18 protein-coding genes are annotated in these 16,615 nt (G+C 37.2%); 5 read left to right on the forward strand and 13 right to left on the reverse strand.

The window, feature by feature from the left end; translation table 11 throughout:
* Positions 1–2 precede the first annotated feature (2 nt).
* A complete protein-coding gene (locus O0931_RS01905; protein ID WP_056871280.1) occupies positions 3–821 on the reverse strand; it encodes a 2,3,4,5-tetrahydropyridine-2,6-dicarboxylate N-succinyltransferase in 819 nt (272 codons plus the stop codon).
* Between the two features lie 205 nt (positions 822–1,026).
* Between O0931_RS01905 and O0931_RS01910 the strand changes: the two genes are divergently transcribed.
* Positions 1,027–1,431 carry an RNA-binding S4 domain-containing protein gene (locus tag O0931_RS01910; protein ID WP_269414554.1) on the forward strand — a complete coding sequence of 135 codons (405 nt, stop codon included), beginning with the start codon at positions 1,027–1,029 and terminating at the stop codon, positions 1,429–1,431.
* 1 nt (position 1,432) lies between these two features.
* On the opposite strand, the gene O0931_RS01915 is transcribed toward O0931_RS01910, so the two are convergent.
* Entirely contained in the window at positions 1,433–2,152 is a 720-nt protein-coding gene (locus O0931_RS01915) for an EcsC family protein (RefSeq protein ID WP_269413858.1), read from the reverse strand.
* Between O0931_RS01915 and O0931_RS01920 the strand changes: the two genes are divergently transcribed.
* Positions 2,147–2,389 carry a TlpA family protein disulfide reductase gene (locus tag O0931_RS01920; RefSeq protein WP_269413859.1) on the forward strand — a complete coding sequence of 81 codons (243 nt, stop codon included), beginning with the start codon at positions 2,147–2,149 and terminating at the stop codon, positions 2,387–2,389. The two genes, O0931_RS01915 and O0931_RS01920, sit on opposite strands and share 6 nt — an antisense overlap.
* A gap of 85 nt (positions 2,390–2,474) precedes the next feature.
* On the opposite strand, the gene O0931_RS01925 is transcribed toward O0931_RS01920, so the two are convergent.
* Positions 2,475–2,957: a nucleoside deaminase gene (locus tag O0931_RS01925; RefSeq protein WP_269413860.1), complete on the reverse strand. Its 483-nt coding sequence runs from the start codon at positions 2,955–2,957 to the stop codon at positions 2,475–2,477.
* 67 nt (positions 2,958–3,024) lie between these two features.
* Positions 3,025–3,621 carry an OmpH/Skp family outer membrane protein gene (locus O0931_RS01930; RefSeq protein ID WP_269413861.1) on the reverse strand — a complete coding sequence of 199 codons (597 nt, stop codon included), beginning with the start codon at positions 3,619–3,621 and terminating at the stop codon, positions 3,025–3,027.
* A gap of 704 nt (positions 3,622–4,325) precedes the next feature.
* Between O0931_RS01930 and gyrB the strand changes: the two genes are divergently transcribed.
* Complete coding sequence (gene gyrB, locus O0931_RS01935; protein ID WP_269413862.1) at positions 4,326–6,284, forward strand: DNA topoisomerase (ATP-hydrolyzing) subunit B; 1,959 nt, start codon at positions 4,326–4,328, stop codon at positions 6,282–6,284.
* A gap of 185 nt (positions 6,285–6,469) precedes the next feature.
* On the opposite strand, the gene O0931_RS01940 is transcribed toward gyrB, so the two are convergent.
* The 7 genes from O0931_RS01940 to mdh all read right to left on the reverse strand — a co-directional run bounded on the left by O0931_RS01940 (position 6,470) and on the right by mdh (position 12,840).
* Positions 6,470–7,396: a bestrophin family protein gene (locus O0931_RS01940; RefSeq protein WP_269413863.1), complete on the reverse strand. Its 927-nt coding sequence runs from the start codon at positions 7,394–7,396 to the stop codon at positions 6,470–6,472.
* A gap of 26 nt (positions 7,397–7,422) precedes the next feature.
* The gene (locus tag O0931_RS01945; RefSeq protein ID WP_269413864.1) at positions 7,423–7,917 is read right to left on the reverse strand and encodes a hypothetical protein; all 495 of its coding nucleotides are present in this window, start codon (positions 7,915–7,917) and stop codon (positions 7,423–7,425) included.
* A 171-nt stretch (positions 7,918–8,088) separates the two neighbouring features.
* Entirely contained in the window at positions 8,089–9,441 is a 1,353-nt protein-coding gene (locus tag O0931_RS01950; RefSeq protein ID WP_269413865.1) for a sensor histidine kinase, read from the reverse strand.
* Positions 9,441–10,118, reverse strand: coding sequence for a response regulator transcription factor (locus tag O0931_RS01955; RefSeq protein WP_269413866.1), 678 nt, complete (start codon positions 10,116–10,118; stop codon positions 9,441–9,443). The genes O0931_RS01950 and O0931_RS01955 overlap by 1 nt, the downstream gene beginning before the upstream one ends.
* A gap of 517 nt (positions 10,119–10,635) precedes the next feature.
* Positions 10,636–11,175 (reverse strand): SRPBCC family protein, encoded by a 540-nt coding sequence (locus O0931_RS01960; protein ID WP_269413867.1) that lies wholly within the window; start codon positions 11,173–11,175, stop codon positions 10,636–10,638.
* A gap of 77 nt (positions 11,176–11,252) precedes the next feature.
* A complete protein-coding gene (locus O0931_RS01965) occupies positions 11,253–11,678 on the reverse strand; it encodes an aspartyl protease family protein (protein WP_269413868.1) in 426 nt (141 codons plus the stop codon).
* Between the two features lie 223 nt (positions 11,679–11,901).
* A complete protein-coding gene (gene mdh / locus O0931_RS01970; protein WP_269413869.1) occupies positions 11,902–12,840 on the reverse strand; it encodes a malate dehydrogenase in 939 nt (312 codons plus the stop codon).
* Between the two features lie 117 nt (positions 12,841–12,957).
* Between mdh and O0931_RS01975 the strand changes: the two genes are divergently transcribed.
* Together O0931_RS01975 and O0931_RS01980 are read left to right on the forward strand one after the other, a co-directional pair.
* Positions 12,958–13,500, forward strand: coding sequence for a lipocalin family protein (locus O0931_RS01975; protein WP_269413870.1), 543 nt, complete (start codon positions 12,958–12,960; stop codon positions 13,498–13,500).
* Between the two features lie 43 nt (positions 13,501–13,543).
* Entirely contained in the window at positions 13,544–13,996 is a 453-nt protein-coding gene (locus O0931_RS01980) for a lipocalin family protein (protein WP_269413871.1), read from the forward strand.
* A gap of 331 nt (positions 13,997–14,327) precedes the next feature.
* Here O0931_RS01980 and O0931_RS01985 read toward each other — a convergent pair whose 3' ends face one another.
* A complete protein-coding gene (locus tag O0931_RS01985; RefSeq protein ID WP_269413872.1) occupies positions 14,328–15,245 on the reverse strand; it encodes a DUF58 domain-containing protein in 918 nt (305 codons plus the stop codon).
* Positions 15,246–15,303: 58 nt separating this feature from the next.
* Complete coding sequence (locus tag O0931_RS01990) at positions 15,304–16,512, reverse strand: PQQ-dependent sugar dehydrogenase (protein WP_269413873.1); 1,209 nt, start codon at positions 16,510–16,512, stop codon at positions 15,304–15,306.
* Between the last annotated feature and the right edge of the window lie 103 nt (positions 16,513–16,615).

The following is a 16,615-nucleotide window of genomic DNA, read 5'->3' on the forward strand; positions in this document are numbered from 1 at the left end:
GCTTAAACAGCTACATTATTTTCTCTCAACGCATCGTTAAGTGAAGTTTTCTTATCTGTACTTTCTTTACGTTTACCAATAATTAAAGCACATGGTACCTGGTATTCGCCGGCCGGGAACTTTTTAGTGTAACTGCCTGGAATTACCACTGAACGTGCCGGAACGATACCTTTATATTCTACAGGCGTTGGACCGGTAACATCAATAATTTTAGTTGAAGCGGTTAAAACAACATTTGCGCCTAAAACAGCTTCCCGCTCTACTTTAACACCCTCAACAACAATTGCTCTGGATCCTAGAAAAGCATCGTCTTCAATAATTACCGGAGCAGCCTGAACAGGTTCTAAAACACCACCAATACCTACGCCACCACTTAAGTGAACACGTTTTCCGATTTGCGCACATGAACCAACAGTTGCCCAGGTATCAACCATTGTACCTTCATCAACGTAAGCGCCGATATTAACGTACGATGGCATCATAATAACGCCTTTGGCTAAATACGCACCGTAACGGGCACTGGCCATCGGTACAACGCGAACGCCGGTTGCTTTGTAATCGGTTTTTAGTTCCATCTTGTCGTGGTAAACAAAAGGACCGCTTTTAATTTCTTTCATCTCACGAATCGGGAAATATAAAATAACAGCTTTCTTTACCCATTCATTAATGCCCCAAGAGTTTAAAACCGGTTCAGCAACACGAATTTCACCTTTATCTAATCCTTGAATAACGGTTTCAATTGCTTCGCAATAGTTGCTGTATTTTAATAGGGTTCTGTCTTCCCAGGCGGCTTCAATTAATTTCTTTAAATCTGAATACATGATGTTTTTAAATTTTACGCAAAATAAATCAATTTTTGCTTATTAAAGGGTTAATTGTTTAAATTGTTTGTTCCTTGTTAATGTAAAATATTGCTAAATTGTCAGATTGTAGGGATTGCTGCCCATGGAAAAAGGTTTAGAGATTGTTACTGTTAAGGATTTAACAATAAAGCAATTTAACAATTTTACCGTATTTTTGGACTTTATGGCAGAGGCAGAAAAATTACGTATAGATAAATATTTGTGGGCAATAAGGTTGTTTAAAACCAGAAGCCTGGCTACAGATGCCTGTAAAGCAGGGAGAGTGAAATTGAAAGGGCAAAATATTAAACCATCAGCTATTGTTAAAATCGGCGATGTTTATCAGGTATCAAAAGGAATTGAAAAGAAGATTATCGAGGTTGTCGATTTTTCATACAACAGAACGGATTCGCCAACCGCTTTAACAAAATATAAAGATTTAACACCTGTTGAAGATACGCATGCGTTTAAGTCGATGTTCCACTCACCAAATTTGAAGAGAGACAGGGGAACCGGCAGGCCAACTAAAAAGGACAGGAGAGAAACGGATGATTTAATCGGCGGGTTATTTCAGGATGATGAGGATTAGATTAGTTCTCAGTTCCCAGTTTTCGGCTTTCAGTTTCTTGCGAACCGATAACGGCATATTGCAAACTGAAATACCTCATTCGATAGCACATCATAGCCGTTTTGCCCAGCTTTTCGATTAATTTATAATTGGCCACGGCGCCAACTGCAGCGCCAATAAAGGGCAGCATTTGAGCAAGCTTAGCCAAATCTATATAATCCCTGTATTGTTGTTGAAAGGTTAACCAGTCAAATTCATCAATGTCGGCTGGTAATTTATGCGCTTTATTATCCCAGTCTTCCATTTTCAGAAAGATGTTTTTGCTTTCTTCCTTGCTTGAAAAAGCCAGTTGAAAAATGTGGAGAATAAAAAGGCGTTCACGATAATCTTTCACATCATAACCATAAACAGCCGCGATATCAAAAAGCATTTTCATTTTTATGCCTAATAATAACGGGAAGTCAGCAAGGCTCATCAAAAAGCCTCCCGCCCCGGTTATTCCGCCTTCGGTTGCACCGGTTTTTTTATAATTTTCAATCTTTTGTCTAATCAATGCTTCCCGATGCATTAATGTAAAGTCGGTTACCGGCTTTGAAGTTGTGAATGTTGAACCAAATAGAACGGCTTTAACCATTTGCTTAATTGCTGTGGTAATGGCCTGATGCACTTTATCGGGAATATAGCTGTTTATTTTTTTCTGAACCTTATCGGTCACTTTACTGAACAGCGAAGGTCTTTGCATAATTTTAAATTTCCAAAACACCAGTTCACTGGTAATTTTTTGCTCGTAGGTCATAACCATCATGCTACAAATATTATTCCCGAAAATTTCGGAAAAAAAGACCCATCAAAATTTGACGTCGTAAATGCTTATAAAATCGACGGAATACCAACCTGGTTTATCATTGATGGCAAAGGAAATATCAGGTTTAAATCGGTAGGTTTTTCAGATTCAGATGATGGCGTAGTGAAGGAATAGATTCTATGATTGGTTTGCTCAAGTCAAAAGAAGCCAGCAAATAACAAAAATGCCCGATGGAAATGAAAATCGGGCATTCTTGTTATTAATAATTTACACGCATTGGCGATGTTTCCCAGAGTTTAAAAGCTTCCATGGCTTCATCCCTCAACATTTGCACAACGGGAAGCGTTCGCTGCTCCATTGGCTTATCCAATTCTTCGTAAATAAATTTATCATCGAAACCGATATGTGCCGCATCGGCTTTTGTATTGGCATAATAAATGGTTTCAATGCGTGACCAGTAAATCGCGCCAAGGCACATCGGGCAAGGTTCGCAACTCGTGTAAATTACACAGCCACTCAAATCGAAAGTATTTAACGCTGTGCAAGCCAACCGGATTGCCGAAACTTCTGCATGTGCTGTAGGGTCGTTGGTTGATGTTACCTTGTTTGCCGATTTTGCCACAATTTTTCCATCTTTAACCACTACAGCACCAAACGGGCCACCAACGCACTCACTAACATTTTGTACCGACAGTTCAACTGCCAGGCGCATAAAGGCTTCATGTTGTTCTCTATTTTCCATAATTAATTATTAAGACAAAAAAAATGCCCTGATTGTTCAGGGCATTCTTTAAAAAATATGTTAAAAATTATTTTTTAGCGTAATCTGCATTTAAACCCTTAATCACTTCAGAAGTTACATCTAAGCTTTCATCGGCAAATAAAATTGCGCTGTTGCCTTTTGAGTAGGTTAATACCATTTTATAGCCTTTTTCTTTTGCATAAACTTTTAGGTAACCTGCAACCTTATCATACAATTTCTCATTTTCTGCAGCCTGCTCATTTTGTAAAGCACCACCTGCATTTTGCTGATAAGTTTGCAATTCCTGTTGTTTACGGCCCAAGCGCTCTTCTGTTGCTTTACGGACATCGGCAGCTAACGAACCTGCAGTTTGTTGGTATTGCGCAACTTCTCTTTGAAAAGCCTGAGTTTTTGCCTGCATATCTGCCTGCGCACTTTTCGATTTACCTTCAAATTTTACCTTAAGGTCTTTGTAGTAATCGTATTTGGTTAATAACGAATCTGAATTTACAAATACAATTTTTTCACCTGCAGAAACAGCTGCGGTACTATCTGTTTTTTTTGTCTCTGTTGTTTTAGTGTCTTTGTTTTGGCATGCAGAAAAAGCAGTAATTATAGCTGCAGCTGCAAATAAACCAAAGGTTTTAAAGGTTCTTCTTTCCATTCTAGTTTAATAAATTTTAGCAAAGATAAAAATGATAATTAAGTATGCAATAAATAGTTAATTAAGCATAAACTAATATTATAGTCATTTAAAGTCCGGATTTACGCATAGTATATATAAAATACCACTAATCCAATCTGGATTTACAGTTTGTGTTCCGCTCATTTTTATCCGAAAGTGAATATTTAACGATATTGGCGGCCACCTGCCCCGTTGTGCGCTGTATCTTTTTGGGCAATTTTCTACGGAAATTAAAGAATATTTATCCAAAAAGGATGCCGCTTCCACCGGGCTTAGGAACAGGGGGCGGTGTATAAAAGCGTTACCGAATAACTACTGCTTTTATTAAATAGCCCTGATTGACGCGAAAAGCCCGGAGCGCAGTGAGGACTTGCAGCAAAAGCAGGACCGGAGCCAACCCAAGCGTTACCAGCCCTTGCGCTTCAAATAAATATACCTGTATTCATTTCTGAAAAATATTAACTCAGATTAATCTATTATTAAAAGCGCCCGGCTATTTTTGAACCTCATACAGACTAGTCCGATTCGCATTTAATTGTAGCTAGCCGGATGCTTTTAAGTCTTGTTTAAATCGATTAAAATGTATGCTGTTGTCGGAAGATTAACAGGTCAAAACTTATCCACATATTAGTGTATATGGCAAAATTTCCGTATTTTTGATACTTATAGTTTTTAATTAATATATGAGCGAAGAACAAGATTTAAAGTCAAATTATTCGGCAGATAATATACAGGTTTTAGAAGGTTTGGAAGCGGTGCGTAAGCGCCCTTCGATGTATATAGGTGATACTGGTGTAAAAGGTTTACACCATCTAGTTTACGAGGTTGTAGATAACTCGATTGATGAGGCGCTTGCTGGTCATGCGGATACCATTGATGTTAGGATTTTAGAAGGAAATTCGATTAGGGTAGAAGATAACGGTCGTGGTATTCCAACCGGAATAAATACAAAAGAAAATAAATCGGCACTTGAAATCGTAATGACGGTTTTACATGCGGGTGGTAAATTTGATAAAGATACTTATAAAGTTTCGGGTGGTTTACACGGTGTTGGGGTAAGTTGCGTTAATGCATTGTCTACAGATTTAAAAGCTGAAGTTCATCGTGAAGGTAAAATCTGGATGCAGGAGTACAAAATTGGTGTGCCACAATATGATGTTAAAGAAGTTGGTACAACAGATAAACGTGGTACAATTGTAACTTTTAGCCCGGATCCGACTATTTTTACCCAAACTACCGAATACAAATATGACACTTTAGCGAGCCGTTTACGCGAATTGGCTTTCTTAAATAAAGGGATTAAATTAACCTTAACTGATGAACGTGAAACTTTAGAAGATGGCTCGTTTTTATCAGAAGTTTTTCAATCGGAAGGTGGTTTAAAAGAGTTTGTTTCGTTTTTAGATGGAACTCGTGCATCTTTTTTGCCTGAGCCGATTTACATTGACGGAATAAAGAATGGTGTTCCCGTTGAACTGGCGTTCCAGTACAACGATAGTTATTCGGAAAACGTTCACTCTTATGTAAACAACATTAATACACACGAAGGTGGAACACATATTGCAGGTTTTCGTAGGGGTTTAACCCGTACATTAAAAAGTTATGCAGATAAATCGGGTTTGTTAAAAAACCTGAAAATGGAAATTACAGGTGATGACTTTAGAGAAGGTTTAACGGCCGTTGTTTCTGTAAAAGTGCAGGAGCCGCAATTTGAAGGGCAAACCAAAACTAAGCTGGGTAACAGTGAGGTGATGGGTGCTGTTGATATTGCTGTTGGTGAAGCATTAGGTTCTTATTTGGAAGAAAATCCAAAAGAGGCTAAAATGATTGTTAATAAAGTGATCCTGGCGGCTACAGCACGTGCTGCGGCCCGTAAGGCTCGTGAAATGGTTCAGCGTAAGAGTGTTATGGGTGGTTCTGGTTTGCCAGGTAAACTTGCCGATTGCTCTGATAGTGATCCTGAAAAATGTGAAATTTATTTGGTTGAGGGTGATTCGGCGGGTGGTACCGCTAAACAGGGTCGCGATAGAAACATTCAGGCAATTTTGCCTTTAAAAGGTAAAATTTTGAATGTGGAGAAAGCGATGGAGCACAAAATCTACGAGAACGATGAGATCAAAAATATGTTTACCGCTATTGGCGTAAGCATTGGTACACCCGAAGATGATAAGGCTTTAAACTTAACAAAATTGCGTTACCACAAAATCGTCATTATGACGGATGCGGATATCGACGGTTCGCACATTACAACATTGATCTTAACATTCTTCTACCGGTACATGCGGGCTTTAATTGAAGCCGGATATGTTTACATCGCATCGCCACCTCTATATCAGGTAAAAAAGGGTAAAGATTTTGAATATTGCTGGAATGATGTACAACGCGATGCGGCTGTACAACGCCTGAAAGGTGCCGGTAAAGAAGATAGTGTACACATTCAGCGTTATAAAGGTTTGGGTGAGATGAATGCGGAACAATTATGGGACACTACCTTAAATCCAGCCACACGTACTTTATTACAGGCAACTATCGAAAGTGCTGCAGAATGCGATCATACTTTCTCCATGCTGATGGGCGATGAAGTTGCACCACGTAGGGAATTTATTGAGCGTAATGCGAAATACGCGAAGATTGATGCTTAACCGCTAAGGGTAGACTTTAAAACAAAAACCTCTGTCAAGTATCTAACTTGCAGAGGTTTTTTGCTGTAAACGATAATTGTAAATTCAATTATCAAACTTGTCCCATACCGCTTTCCATCCAGACAAGCGGTATATTGGATTAACTAACCAGTCCTATTTTGGACTTCACTAAAAATCTATATAAATTATAGAATGTAATAAGAGCCTACCGGCGCTAATTCGGTTTGAGGTTTATCCTCGTATATTTTATTATCATCCAGCATCTGGCATAAATCTCTTTCAATTGTTCTGCAAATGGTTGTCGTTGGCGTATCTGTAGGTTTGTTTTCAAACGGATCCTGAAGATGAACAGCCATTTTTTCAACCAATAAAAAGAATGCCGCAATTGCAACAACTAAAGGAATTTCCATATATCCGAAATATTCAATTAAACCAAAGGGCAACAGAATAATGAACAAATGGATAGACATGCTGATGTACTTGCTATAAGTGACCGGAAATACCGTGTTTTTAATTCTTTCCGAGCCACCCATGTGGTTACATAGTCCGCAAATGATTCTGTCTATTTCTATTTGCTGGTACTTATTTATCCAGTCTTCCTGCAAAGCTTTTTTCAAATCCATACCATGTAACTCCAGTAAGGTTGCCGTAACGTTTTTACGCTTCTTAATAAAAGCAACTTCTTCGGGAGTTAGGTATTCTTCCAGGCCTTTGCGGGGATTAAAACCTCTTAAAGATTGGCTAAGGGCATAACACCAGGCAATTTGTCTTTTAATGAAACGGGCTTTGAAAGTTTCGATTTCGTCCTGGCCGTAAGGGTTTTCTACGAAAGATAATATCTGACGGGAGATCGATCTTGAATCATTAACTATGGCACCCCAAAGTGTTCTTGCTTCCCACCATCTGTCGTATGCCTGATTAGAGCGAAATGCTAAGAGAAGCGAAATGATGGTTCCCAGTAATGCCGGTACAGCAACCGGGATAGAAATACGGGTAACATGAAAATTTTGATAAAGAATAACGATACCAACCGAATAGGCGATAACTAAAAGTAATTCTTTTTTGATTTTTCCGAATATATAAGTGAGCGGAATGTTATTTCGTAGTAGCATGATATTTTTTTTTATTTCGTGATTAATTAAGCATTAACTTCAAGCAATTGAACATCCTGCATTTTGGTCTCGATTAAGTTTTCCGAATTGTGGACAGTTAATGTGTTTAAATAAAGTACTTCGCAACCCGAACGTTCAGTTAAAAATTTTGGGTCGATACTATATTTATTTATCGGTTTAAAGGCGTAGTTTTTTAAATAAGCAATACAATCTACATCGAAGGCTTCGATAAAATTCTTAAATGCCGCAACTGTACTTCCGTAAAAATATTCTATCCCAATACAGTTAATTCGATTTGGATATTTATTTTTAAATTGATTTATCAGTTGATAAAATTCATCACTAACATTTTCGTAATCGCGGCTGCGACGACTAAGCATGAGCATATCCGTAATGGAATCTGATAATTTGAAAGCATGTACAAAAATTATATTTAGCTTTTCAGTTTTCTGCTGAACCAGTGTTTCTAGTATATTTAAGCTTTCTAAATTAAAATCGGTAGGAATTAATACTGTTTTCATGGCAATCTTGTTTAAATGAATTGATTAATTATTTATACAAGTTTAAGCCGGTGATATTACAGCGAAATAAGAGCGAGATTAAAAAGAGATTAGAATTTGTTTTTTTTGTTAATTGATCAAAATGTTTAAATGCTAAATTGTTGAACCGCTCGGTTGTTAACAATTTAGCAATTAACCTATAATAGGTAATACAACCTTGATCTCCGTACCAATTCCTTCCTGGGATTTTATGGCGATGCTGCCGCGGTGTAAACGAATAATGTTTAAGGATAGAGGTAAACCAACACCATAACCTTTAAACTTATTTGTGTTTGATGCCCGGTAAAAAGGTTCGAAAATGTGTTGAACATCAGATTCAGGTATGCCAATTCCCTGGTCTGTTACAGCAATGGAAAGTATGTTAGATTTGCTCTCCAGAATAATATTTACAGGTTTATAATCAGAGTATTTGCAGGCATTACTCACGATATTGGTAATGGCCAGTTTTATCAGGTTTTTGTTAACCTTTAGTGTAAGTTGTTCTTCATCTTCAGGCAAGCTGCTAAAATCTATCTCTATCTTGCTGTCCGGATGAACCTGATTTACTGAATCTTTAATTTCCCACAGCAATTCGTCCATTCTGACTTTTTCACGGGGCTGATTTTTTCCGTTAAAACCAGATTGAGCCAAACCCAGTAAGCTTGTTAATATATGCTCTAGCCGTTCAGATTCATCTTTAATTTTTAATAAGGCTTTGTGTTGCTTTAACGAATCGTCGCTGGCTTTCATAGCCAATTCTACTTCTCCGCTAATAATGGTAAGCGGCGTTCTTAACTCATGCGAAGCATTGCTGATAAAATTATTTTGCGTTTCGAAAGCCGTTTCCAGTCGGTTGAGCATATTGTTAAACGTTTCAGCCAGTTGCGACATTTCATCGCTGCCTTTTTTAACATCAAGCCTTAAATGCAAATTTTCAGCCTTAATTTTTTTTACACTTTTGATTATATTTCTGAGCGGCATGAGCATATAGTTGGAAAATTTCCAGCCCACCACAAACGATAATATTACCGAAAGAAAAAATCCAATAATCAGAATTTTTTGTAAATCTTTCAGCTCACGAAAACCAACAGGATCATTTGCGGAGACGACAACGATGTAACCACTTTTATTATTTCTGAAAAATTTGCCTGCGTAAAAGTGATTGTCGGTACGATATCTGGCCATAAGGCCAGCGTTAATTCTATTGTAAAAGCTTTTGGGTAAAACAATGTCAACTTTTATCTCTGGCTTACCTGCTTCGATAATATACTCTTTTTCTGAAGGTAAGCGTTCCAAATACTGGTTACGCATTTTTGCGTAAACACTGTTGTTATCATCTTCATAAAGTTTTAACTGTGCTGCTATATTCACCCTTGCTTCCAGTCGTTTATAAAAATCTTCGAAGGCAAATTCGTTAGAAAAGTACCAAACGAAACCACTTAGCAATGAAATGATAATTGCCGATAGAATTGCAAAAAGTAAAGTGATTTTTTTAGCTATCTCCATTATTTTTCCTTCAAAACATAGCCCAGGCCAACAGCGGTATGAATGAGTTTTTGATCAGCGTTTTTATCTATTTTTTTTCGAAGGTAATTTACATATACATCAACTACATTTGTTCCGAGGTTAAAATCTATATCCCAAACACTTTCCAGAATATCAATTCGCGACAGGATTTTAGATTTGTTCTTCGCCATAAATTCCAGCAGCCGATATTCTGTAGCCGTAAGCACAATATCCTGCTGGTTTCTCTTAACTGTTTTAGCACTTAAGTTAATTTGTAAATCTGCGATGGTTATGATTTGATCCAGCGAAACGACACCACTGTATCTTCTGAGCAAAGTTCTGATACGTGCAAAGAGTTCAGCAAATTTAAAGGGTTTAATCAGGTAATCATCCGCTCCATTATCCAATCCATTTACGACGTTTTCAGTTGTCCCTAAAGCCGTAAGCATAATTACCGGGGTATGGGGCTTGTGTTCTTTAATGATTTTGCAAAGCTCCAGGCCATTTATACCTGGTAGCATTATATCCAGGATAATTAAATCAAAAGAATTTTCCAGCACCATCTGTTTACCGATTAACCCATCAGGCGCAACACTTACGGTGAAACCTTCTTCGGTTAAACCCCTCGAAATGACGGAAACAACGCTCGGCTCATCTTCTACAAGTAATAAATTCATGAATGGCTATTAATCTAAAAAACAGGAATTACAAAATCTTAATCTTACGAAAATAGGAATTGATGTTCATTTAACGTAATGCCGGCACAATTGTTTGTTATTCAATGAACGGCTAATAAAAAAGAGGCTGTCTTATAAACACTCATTATTGAATTTTATCACACTGCGCTTATTGAAACGCTCCAAACGACATTTTTTTAAAGTCCCTGACTTCGAATTTGCTCAGTGCAAATTAGCTACCATTAACACATTAAAAGAAATTTGTCATCTCGATCCGATAGCTATCGGATGAAGCGCAGCGGAATGCCTGACTGCGACAGGCAGGAGAGACCTATTTAAACAGATTTCTCGGCTTCGCTGCACGCCGCTCGAATCAGATAGCTATCGGATGACGGGATCTAGAGGGCTTGATTTCCCTAAATTCTTCTGTAACTTATATTGATTTTATAAAATAAATAGGCCTTCAGGATGACTTGTCGTTTTTATGAGCTATCCTCTGTAAATTCATTTCTGATTTCTAATTTCCTTTTTCTGATTTTTCTTTGAGACTTGCTAAGCCACTTTCAAAATCTTTTCCGATCATTTTATCCATTCCCCCCATTACAAAACACATCCATTTACTTATTAAATTTTGGTCGCCACTCATAGTCCAGGTAACTTTATTACCGCTCCCATCTGACTGTACATCAAATTTGGTATCGGCATGGCTTTCAAAAGGTTCTTTAAAAAACAAATCGATGTCAACTTGTTTATTTGGTTCAACCTTTAAAATTTTCATTTCGCCCGAACCGGTTTCTTTTCCAACCCATGCATATGTGTGACCTGGAGCGGCGGGTGTGCCTGAAAAACTTGTCTTAGCCGTTGGCTCCATTTTCGCCCATGGATTCCATTTATAAAATTCGTTGAAATCTGCAATGTTTTTGTAAATCACACTATCTGGCGCATTAATTACAATGGTTCTGTTTACGGAATAGGTTTTTGGAAGAAACAAGCCGCCCACAAGAATTACTATCGCTAACACAATAATAATTCCGAGTAAAATTTTTAAGAATTTCATATTTGATTAGTTTGGTTGATTAAATTTAATAAGAAACCTGTTTAAATCAAAATGATTAATAGATGGTCGTTCACTTATTATCTATAAAGCTTTAGGGTAAGTTTATCATAATTAATAACTGCTTTGTATTGCATTAAAATATCACCTCCGATAATACTCATAATAGGCGGGTGGCCAAACTGTTGATACGTCTCACTAACTGATTGTAGATCGAAAGCAACTGTTTCATAATCTTTAATTTTTATCGAACCGATTTTTAAATCAGGGATTGTGGCTTGAATTGTTGTAGTTGTGGTAAATAAGGTCGCTGCATTTATTTCATCAGATACCTGGAGCGTTTCCGAAAGATGTTGTTCAATTAAGCCTTTGTCGAACACACTTCTCGACGCACCGGTATCTAAAACGGCGAAATGCTTTTGCTTAAAAACAATAATTTCCACCAAAAGGTGGAAACCATCGTCCTGTAAGTTTATAAGTTTTAAAGGAATATTAATTGACTTCATTCTATTTTTACCACCTAAGATACCTCAGCTTTTAGGGCTATATGATGGTTAATTTAATTTACTATTTGATATTAAGTTTTTTTTCTCAGGTGTTTAAGGTGGGTAGGTATGTATTATTTTTACCACCTAAGGCACCATATAACAGTTAGTGTGGTAGTGCAGAAATTGGCTAGCTTCAGCACGGTTCAAGCCAAACCACAAAACTTTCAAAAGGTCAGGCTTTTTATACCAGTTTCATTTCCGCCAAAACACTGTTCATATTTCTAACCGCATCAGCGCTTTTATTAAATGCCGCTTGTTCGTCAGCTGTTAATTTAAAATCGATAATTTTTTCCCATCCGCTGCGGCCAATGATCACCGGAACGCCTAAGCAAATATCTTCCTGACCATATTCGCCTTCGAGTGATACGCAGCAGGTAAATAGTTTTTTCTCATCTCTTAAAATCGCTTCAACTAAAGCAGCTCCGGCAGCACCTGGCGCATACCATGCGGAAGTTCCGATTAACCCGGTTAAAGTTGCACCACCAACCATGGTATCGGCGGCTACTTTATCGAGTGTTGCTTTATCTAATAAATTGCTTACCGGTAAACTTTGATAAGTTGCCAATCTGGTTAAAGGGATCATCGTCGTATCACCATGGCCGCCAATTACAAAACCTTGTAAATCGTTTGGATTGCAATCTAATGCCTTAGATAAATAAAATTTAAAACGAGAACTATCTAAAGTGCCACCCATACCAATAATACGGTTTTTAGGTAAACCCAAAGATTTTAAAGCCAGATAGGTCATCGTATCCATTGGATTGCTAATCACGATGATGATGGCTTCGGAAGAATATTTTAATATATTTTCGGCAACGCCCTTAACAATTCCGGCATTAATCCCGATAAGTTCTTCACGGGTCATTCCGGGTTTGCGTGGTAAACCTGATGTAATTACCACAACATCGGAACCTGCTGTTTTGCTATAATCGTTTGTTACGCCGGTAATTTTTGTGTCAAAACCTAACAGGGTAGCCGTCTGCATCATGTCTATAGCTTTGCCTTCGGCAAAACCTTCTTTAATATCCAATAATACAAGCTCGTTCGCCAGTTCTTTACGTGCAATATTATCTGCACAAGTTGCGCCTACTGCGCCTGCTCCTACAACCGTTACTTTCATATATCTATTTTTTATGGTTTGCTGTTAATTACCAATCGAAGGTATAAATAAATATAAGGTTTAAAAATGCTTTTCAAAACTTTATAATTGGTAAACTGTTAATTCTTTAAACGTATTATGAAATTGATTAATTTTAGATTTTTCATCCTTTTGGTGCTGTTAATGCCCACCTTAATTTTTTTCTCATTTAAAAATAATAAATCGGAGCGCGTTTTGGAAAACCAGGCGGTTGCTAAAATTAACTTTAAAAATTTTCAGGGTACATGGTATTCATTAACAAGTATACCAACTGCTTTGGATAAAAAATGGCGTAAAACCGTAGAGCATTATACGTTAAAGGAAGGACACTTCGACGTATTTACAACTTACTACAAAATAGGAAACCCGGAAAAGAAATCCATAAAATCTAAATTATTTTTTTACGAAGGCCGCCCAAATGGGGAGATGAAAGCGCAATTCCTTTGGCCTTTTAAAATAGGTTATCGGGTGATTGAATTGCCAGATGATTACAGCTACGTTGTAATTGGGCATCCCGATAAAAAATATTTGTTCATTATGGCCCGGAAACCTGAAATGGATAAAAAATTAATGAATGCTATTGTTGATAGATGTAAACAAAACGGGTACGAAGTTGATAAACTCGTAAGTCAGGAACATTAATTTTAGTGCAACCATTTAATTTGAAAACAGCTAAAATAAAATCATGCAAAATAAGCCCATCTCTAAAATAGACCTAAAAGCTTTCGAAGGAAAGTGGTATTCTTTATATTCTATTCCAACTTTAATGGATAAGCATTGGAAACAGACTATTGAAACGTATACTTTAAAGGAAGACGATCATTTTGATGTACTGACCACTTACCATAAAGAAGGCAAGCCTGAAGAAAAATCGATTACATCTAAATTGTTTTTTGATGAAGATAAACCAGATGGCGATATGAAAGCACAGTTTTTATGGCCCTTTAAAATCGGATACTGGATTATTGAACTTGCTGATGATTATAGTTATGTTGTGGTTGGGCATCCCGACGAAAAATACCTGTTTATTATGGCCCGTGAACCAAAAATGGAAGCAGATTTATTGGTTGATATTATTGAAAGATGTCGTGAAAAAGGTTATGATGTAAGTAAATTGGTGAGCCAGGAGCATTTTTAAAAACTAGGCTATCCGAACGATTTTAACCAGGAACAAAACTCATAAGTTTGATTAAGAACAAGGATAAAAGAACAAAGATTAAAGATCGAAGAACAAAAACTTTGCACCTTAATCTTTATTCCTTACTCCTCGTTCGTTAATCTTGACATTTCTTCACTAAAACTTCATAATTGAAATGCACCTTTGAAATAACGAAACACAAGAAGCGATTTCCGTTTTGTTAAATTCTAAAAACTCATAATTAGTTTTTTAGTTTTCCGGTTACCCTTATCTGATACCTCATGTATTGCAAAATACATGAGGTTTTTATTATATAGTTTCGGAAGCAAAATTATCCTAATTTTTGCCGCTTAATTAAATAAGATTGCAGAATCGGGTAAAACCCTTCATTCCTGTCGGCATCAATTAAATCTATCTTGTATTGAGCACATTTTAATGCAATCTGCTGCCTGTAAGCTGAAACTGAGGCGATGTAGGATTCCTTTACCTGATTGGTATGTATTTTAATTGTTTCTCCGGTTTCCATATCAATAAATTGATAAGGCCTGTTTTCAAAATCAAAATCTACCTCCTTAGCTTTATCCACAACATTAAAAACGACAACCTCATGCTTATTAAATTTTAGATGCTGAAGTGCGTCAAAAAAATCATCTGTTTTTTCGGGATTGCTTTGTGTATTAAATAAATCACTAAAAATTACGACCATCGAACGCTTATGAATTAACTCCGCAACCTGGTGTAAAGCCTCGCTTAAATTAGTTTGTGCATTTATTTTAGGTTTTTGTAACAGCTCCTCCAGTTTTGTGAAAAGATATTTTTGATGAATAGTTGTTGATTTGGCCGGTGAATTCAATAAAACCTCATCTGTAAACAAACTCAAACCAGAAGCATCCCGTTGTTTTTTTAGGAGATACATCAGGGAAGCAGTGGCCTGAATAGAAAATGTAAGTTTATTATTCTGAGGTTCGGGGAAATACATGGATGAAGAAACATCAATCACAAACTGACAGCGCAAATTTGTCTCTTCCTCGAACCGCTTGCTGTATAGTTTATCCGTTTTTGCATATAATTTCCAATCGATATTTTTTACATTTTCGCCGCTGTTATATTGGCGATGTTCTGCAAACTCAACCGAAAAACCATGAAACGGACTTTTATGTAAGCCGGTAATAAAACCTTCAACAACTTGTTGGGCGAGTAATTCTAGGTTACCGTAGCTTGTTTCATTTTCGTAGTATACCGCTTGCATATCGTAAAACCAAACCTCACAGGTTTTTAAAACCTGTGAGGTTTAAATAAAAATTAAACTATTTTTTTGCAATTTTATAAAGCTTTCCGTTATCGGTTACGCTATATAAAGCGCCGTCTTTTTCAACCATATCACGAAAACGTTCGCCCATACCTTCGAGTAATCTTTCTTCGCCAGTTACCTTATTATCTTTAATAACCAAACGGATGATATGCGAACCGCCTAGGCCGCCAACAAAAAGGTTGCCTTTCCACTCCGGAATAGCAGTGCCGTTATAAAAGGCAATGCAACCCGGTGAAATACTTGGATTCCAGAAATACACTGGCTGTTCCATACCTTCTTTTTGCTGAATGCCGTCGCCAACTTTTTTACCACTATATTCTACACCATAGGTGATAACAGGCCAGCCGTAATTTTTACCTGGTTTAATAAGGTTTACTTCATCACCACCCTTCGGACCAAATTCGGCTTCCCATAAATCTCCGGTTTGCGGGTTAATAGCCAATCCGTCAGGATTACGTAAACCTAAAGCATAAATTTCAGGTCTTGCATCTGTTTTACTCGCAAAAGGGCCATTTGGTACCGGCTTGCCCTCTTTAGTTAAATGAAGAATTTTTCCTAATGAAGAATTAAGGTATTGCGCCTGAATACGGATATCAGCACCCGAACGTTCTCCGGTACTTACAAATAAATCACCGTTTTTATCGAATACGATTCTTGAACCATATTGAAGCTTATCCTTATAAGATGGTGTTGCACGATAAATTACGGTTTGATTTTCCAGTGCCGTTTCAGCTGCCGATAGTTTACCCTTTGCAATTGCTAATAAAGCGCCATTCGCCTGAGGTTCAGAATAAGCAAAATAAACCATTCTGTTCTTCGCAAAATCAGGATCTAATGTAACATCCAATAAGCCACCCTGACCTGAAGGGTCAACCTTTGGTAAACCTGTTATTGTTTTACTTAGTTTACCGTCGGCGTCGAGAATTACCATTGTACCACGCTTTTGCGTAATTAAGAAACCACCACCTGGGAGAACAGAAATTGCCCATGGATTTTCGAGTTTATCATTTAGTACAGCAACATCAAAAGCTGTTTTGGTTTTGATACCGGCTATCCGGGTTTGACCTTCAAAAGCGGGTTTATAATCGGCCGAAGGCTGATTGGTTTCAACAGGGCTTTGTGCAGAAACAGTATTGGCAAGTGCCAAACTCATTGATAATCCTGCAAATGCTACACCTAATGTTTTGTTAATTAAAGGGTTCATAGAAATGATTGAGTTTTTAATAAAGAAACGAATTTTTTTGATAAAAAAACCCGAATCAGATTATGAATCGGGTTTAAATATATTAGAAGCTTTCAGTATTAAG

Origin of the sequence: Pedobacter rhodius (genome assembly GCF_027213645.1) — a bacterium.
Taxonomy (GTDB): domain Bacteria; phylum Bacteroidota; class Bacteroidia; order Sphingobacteriales; family Sphingobacteriaceae; genus Pedobacter; species Pedobacter rhodius.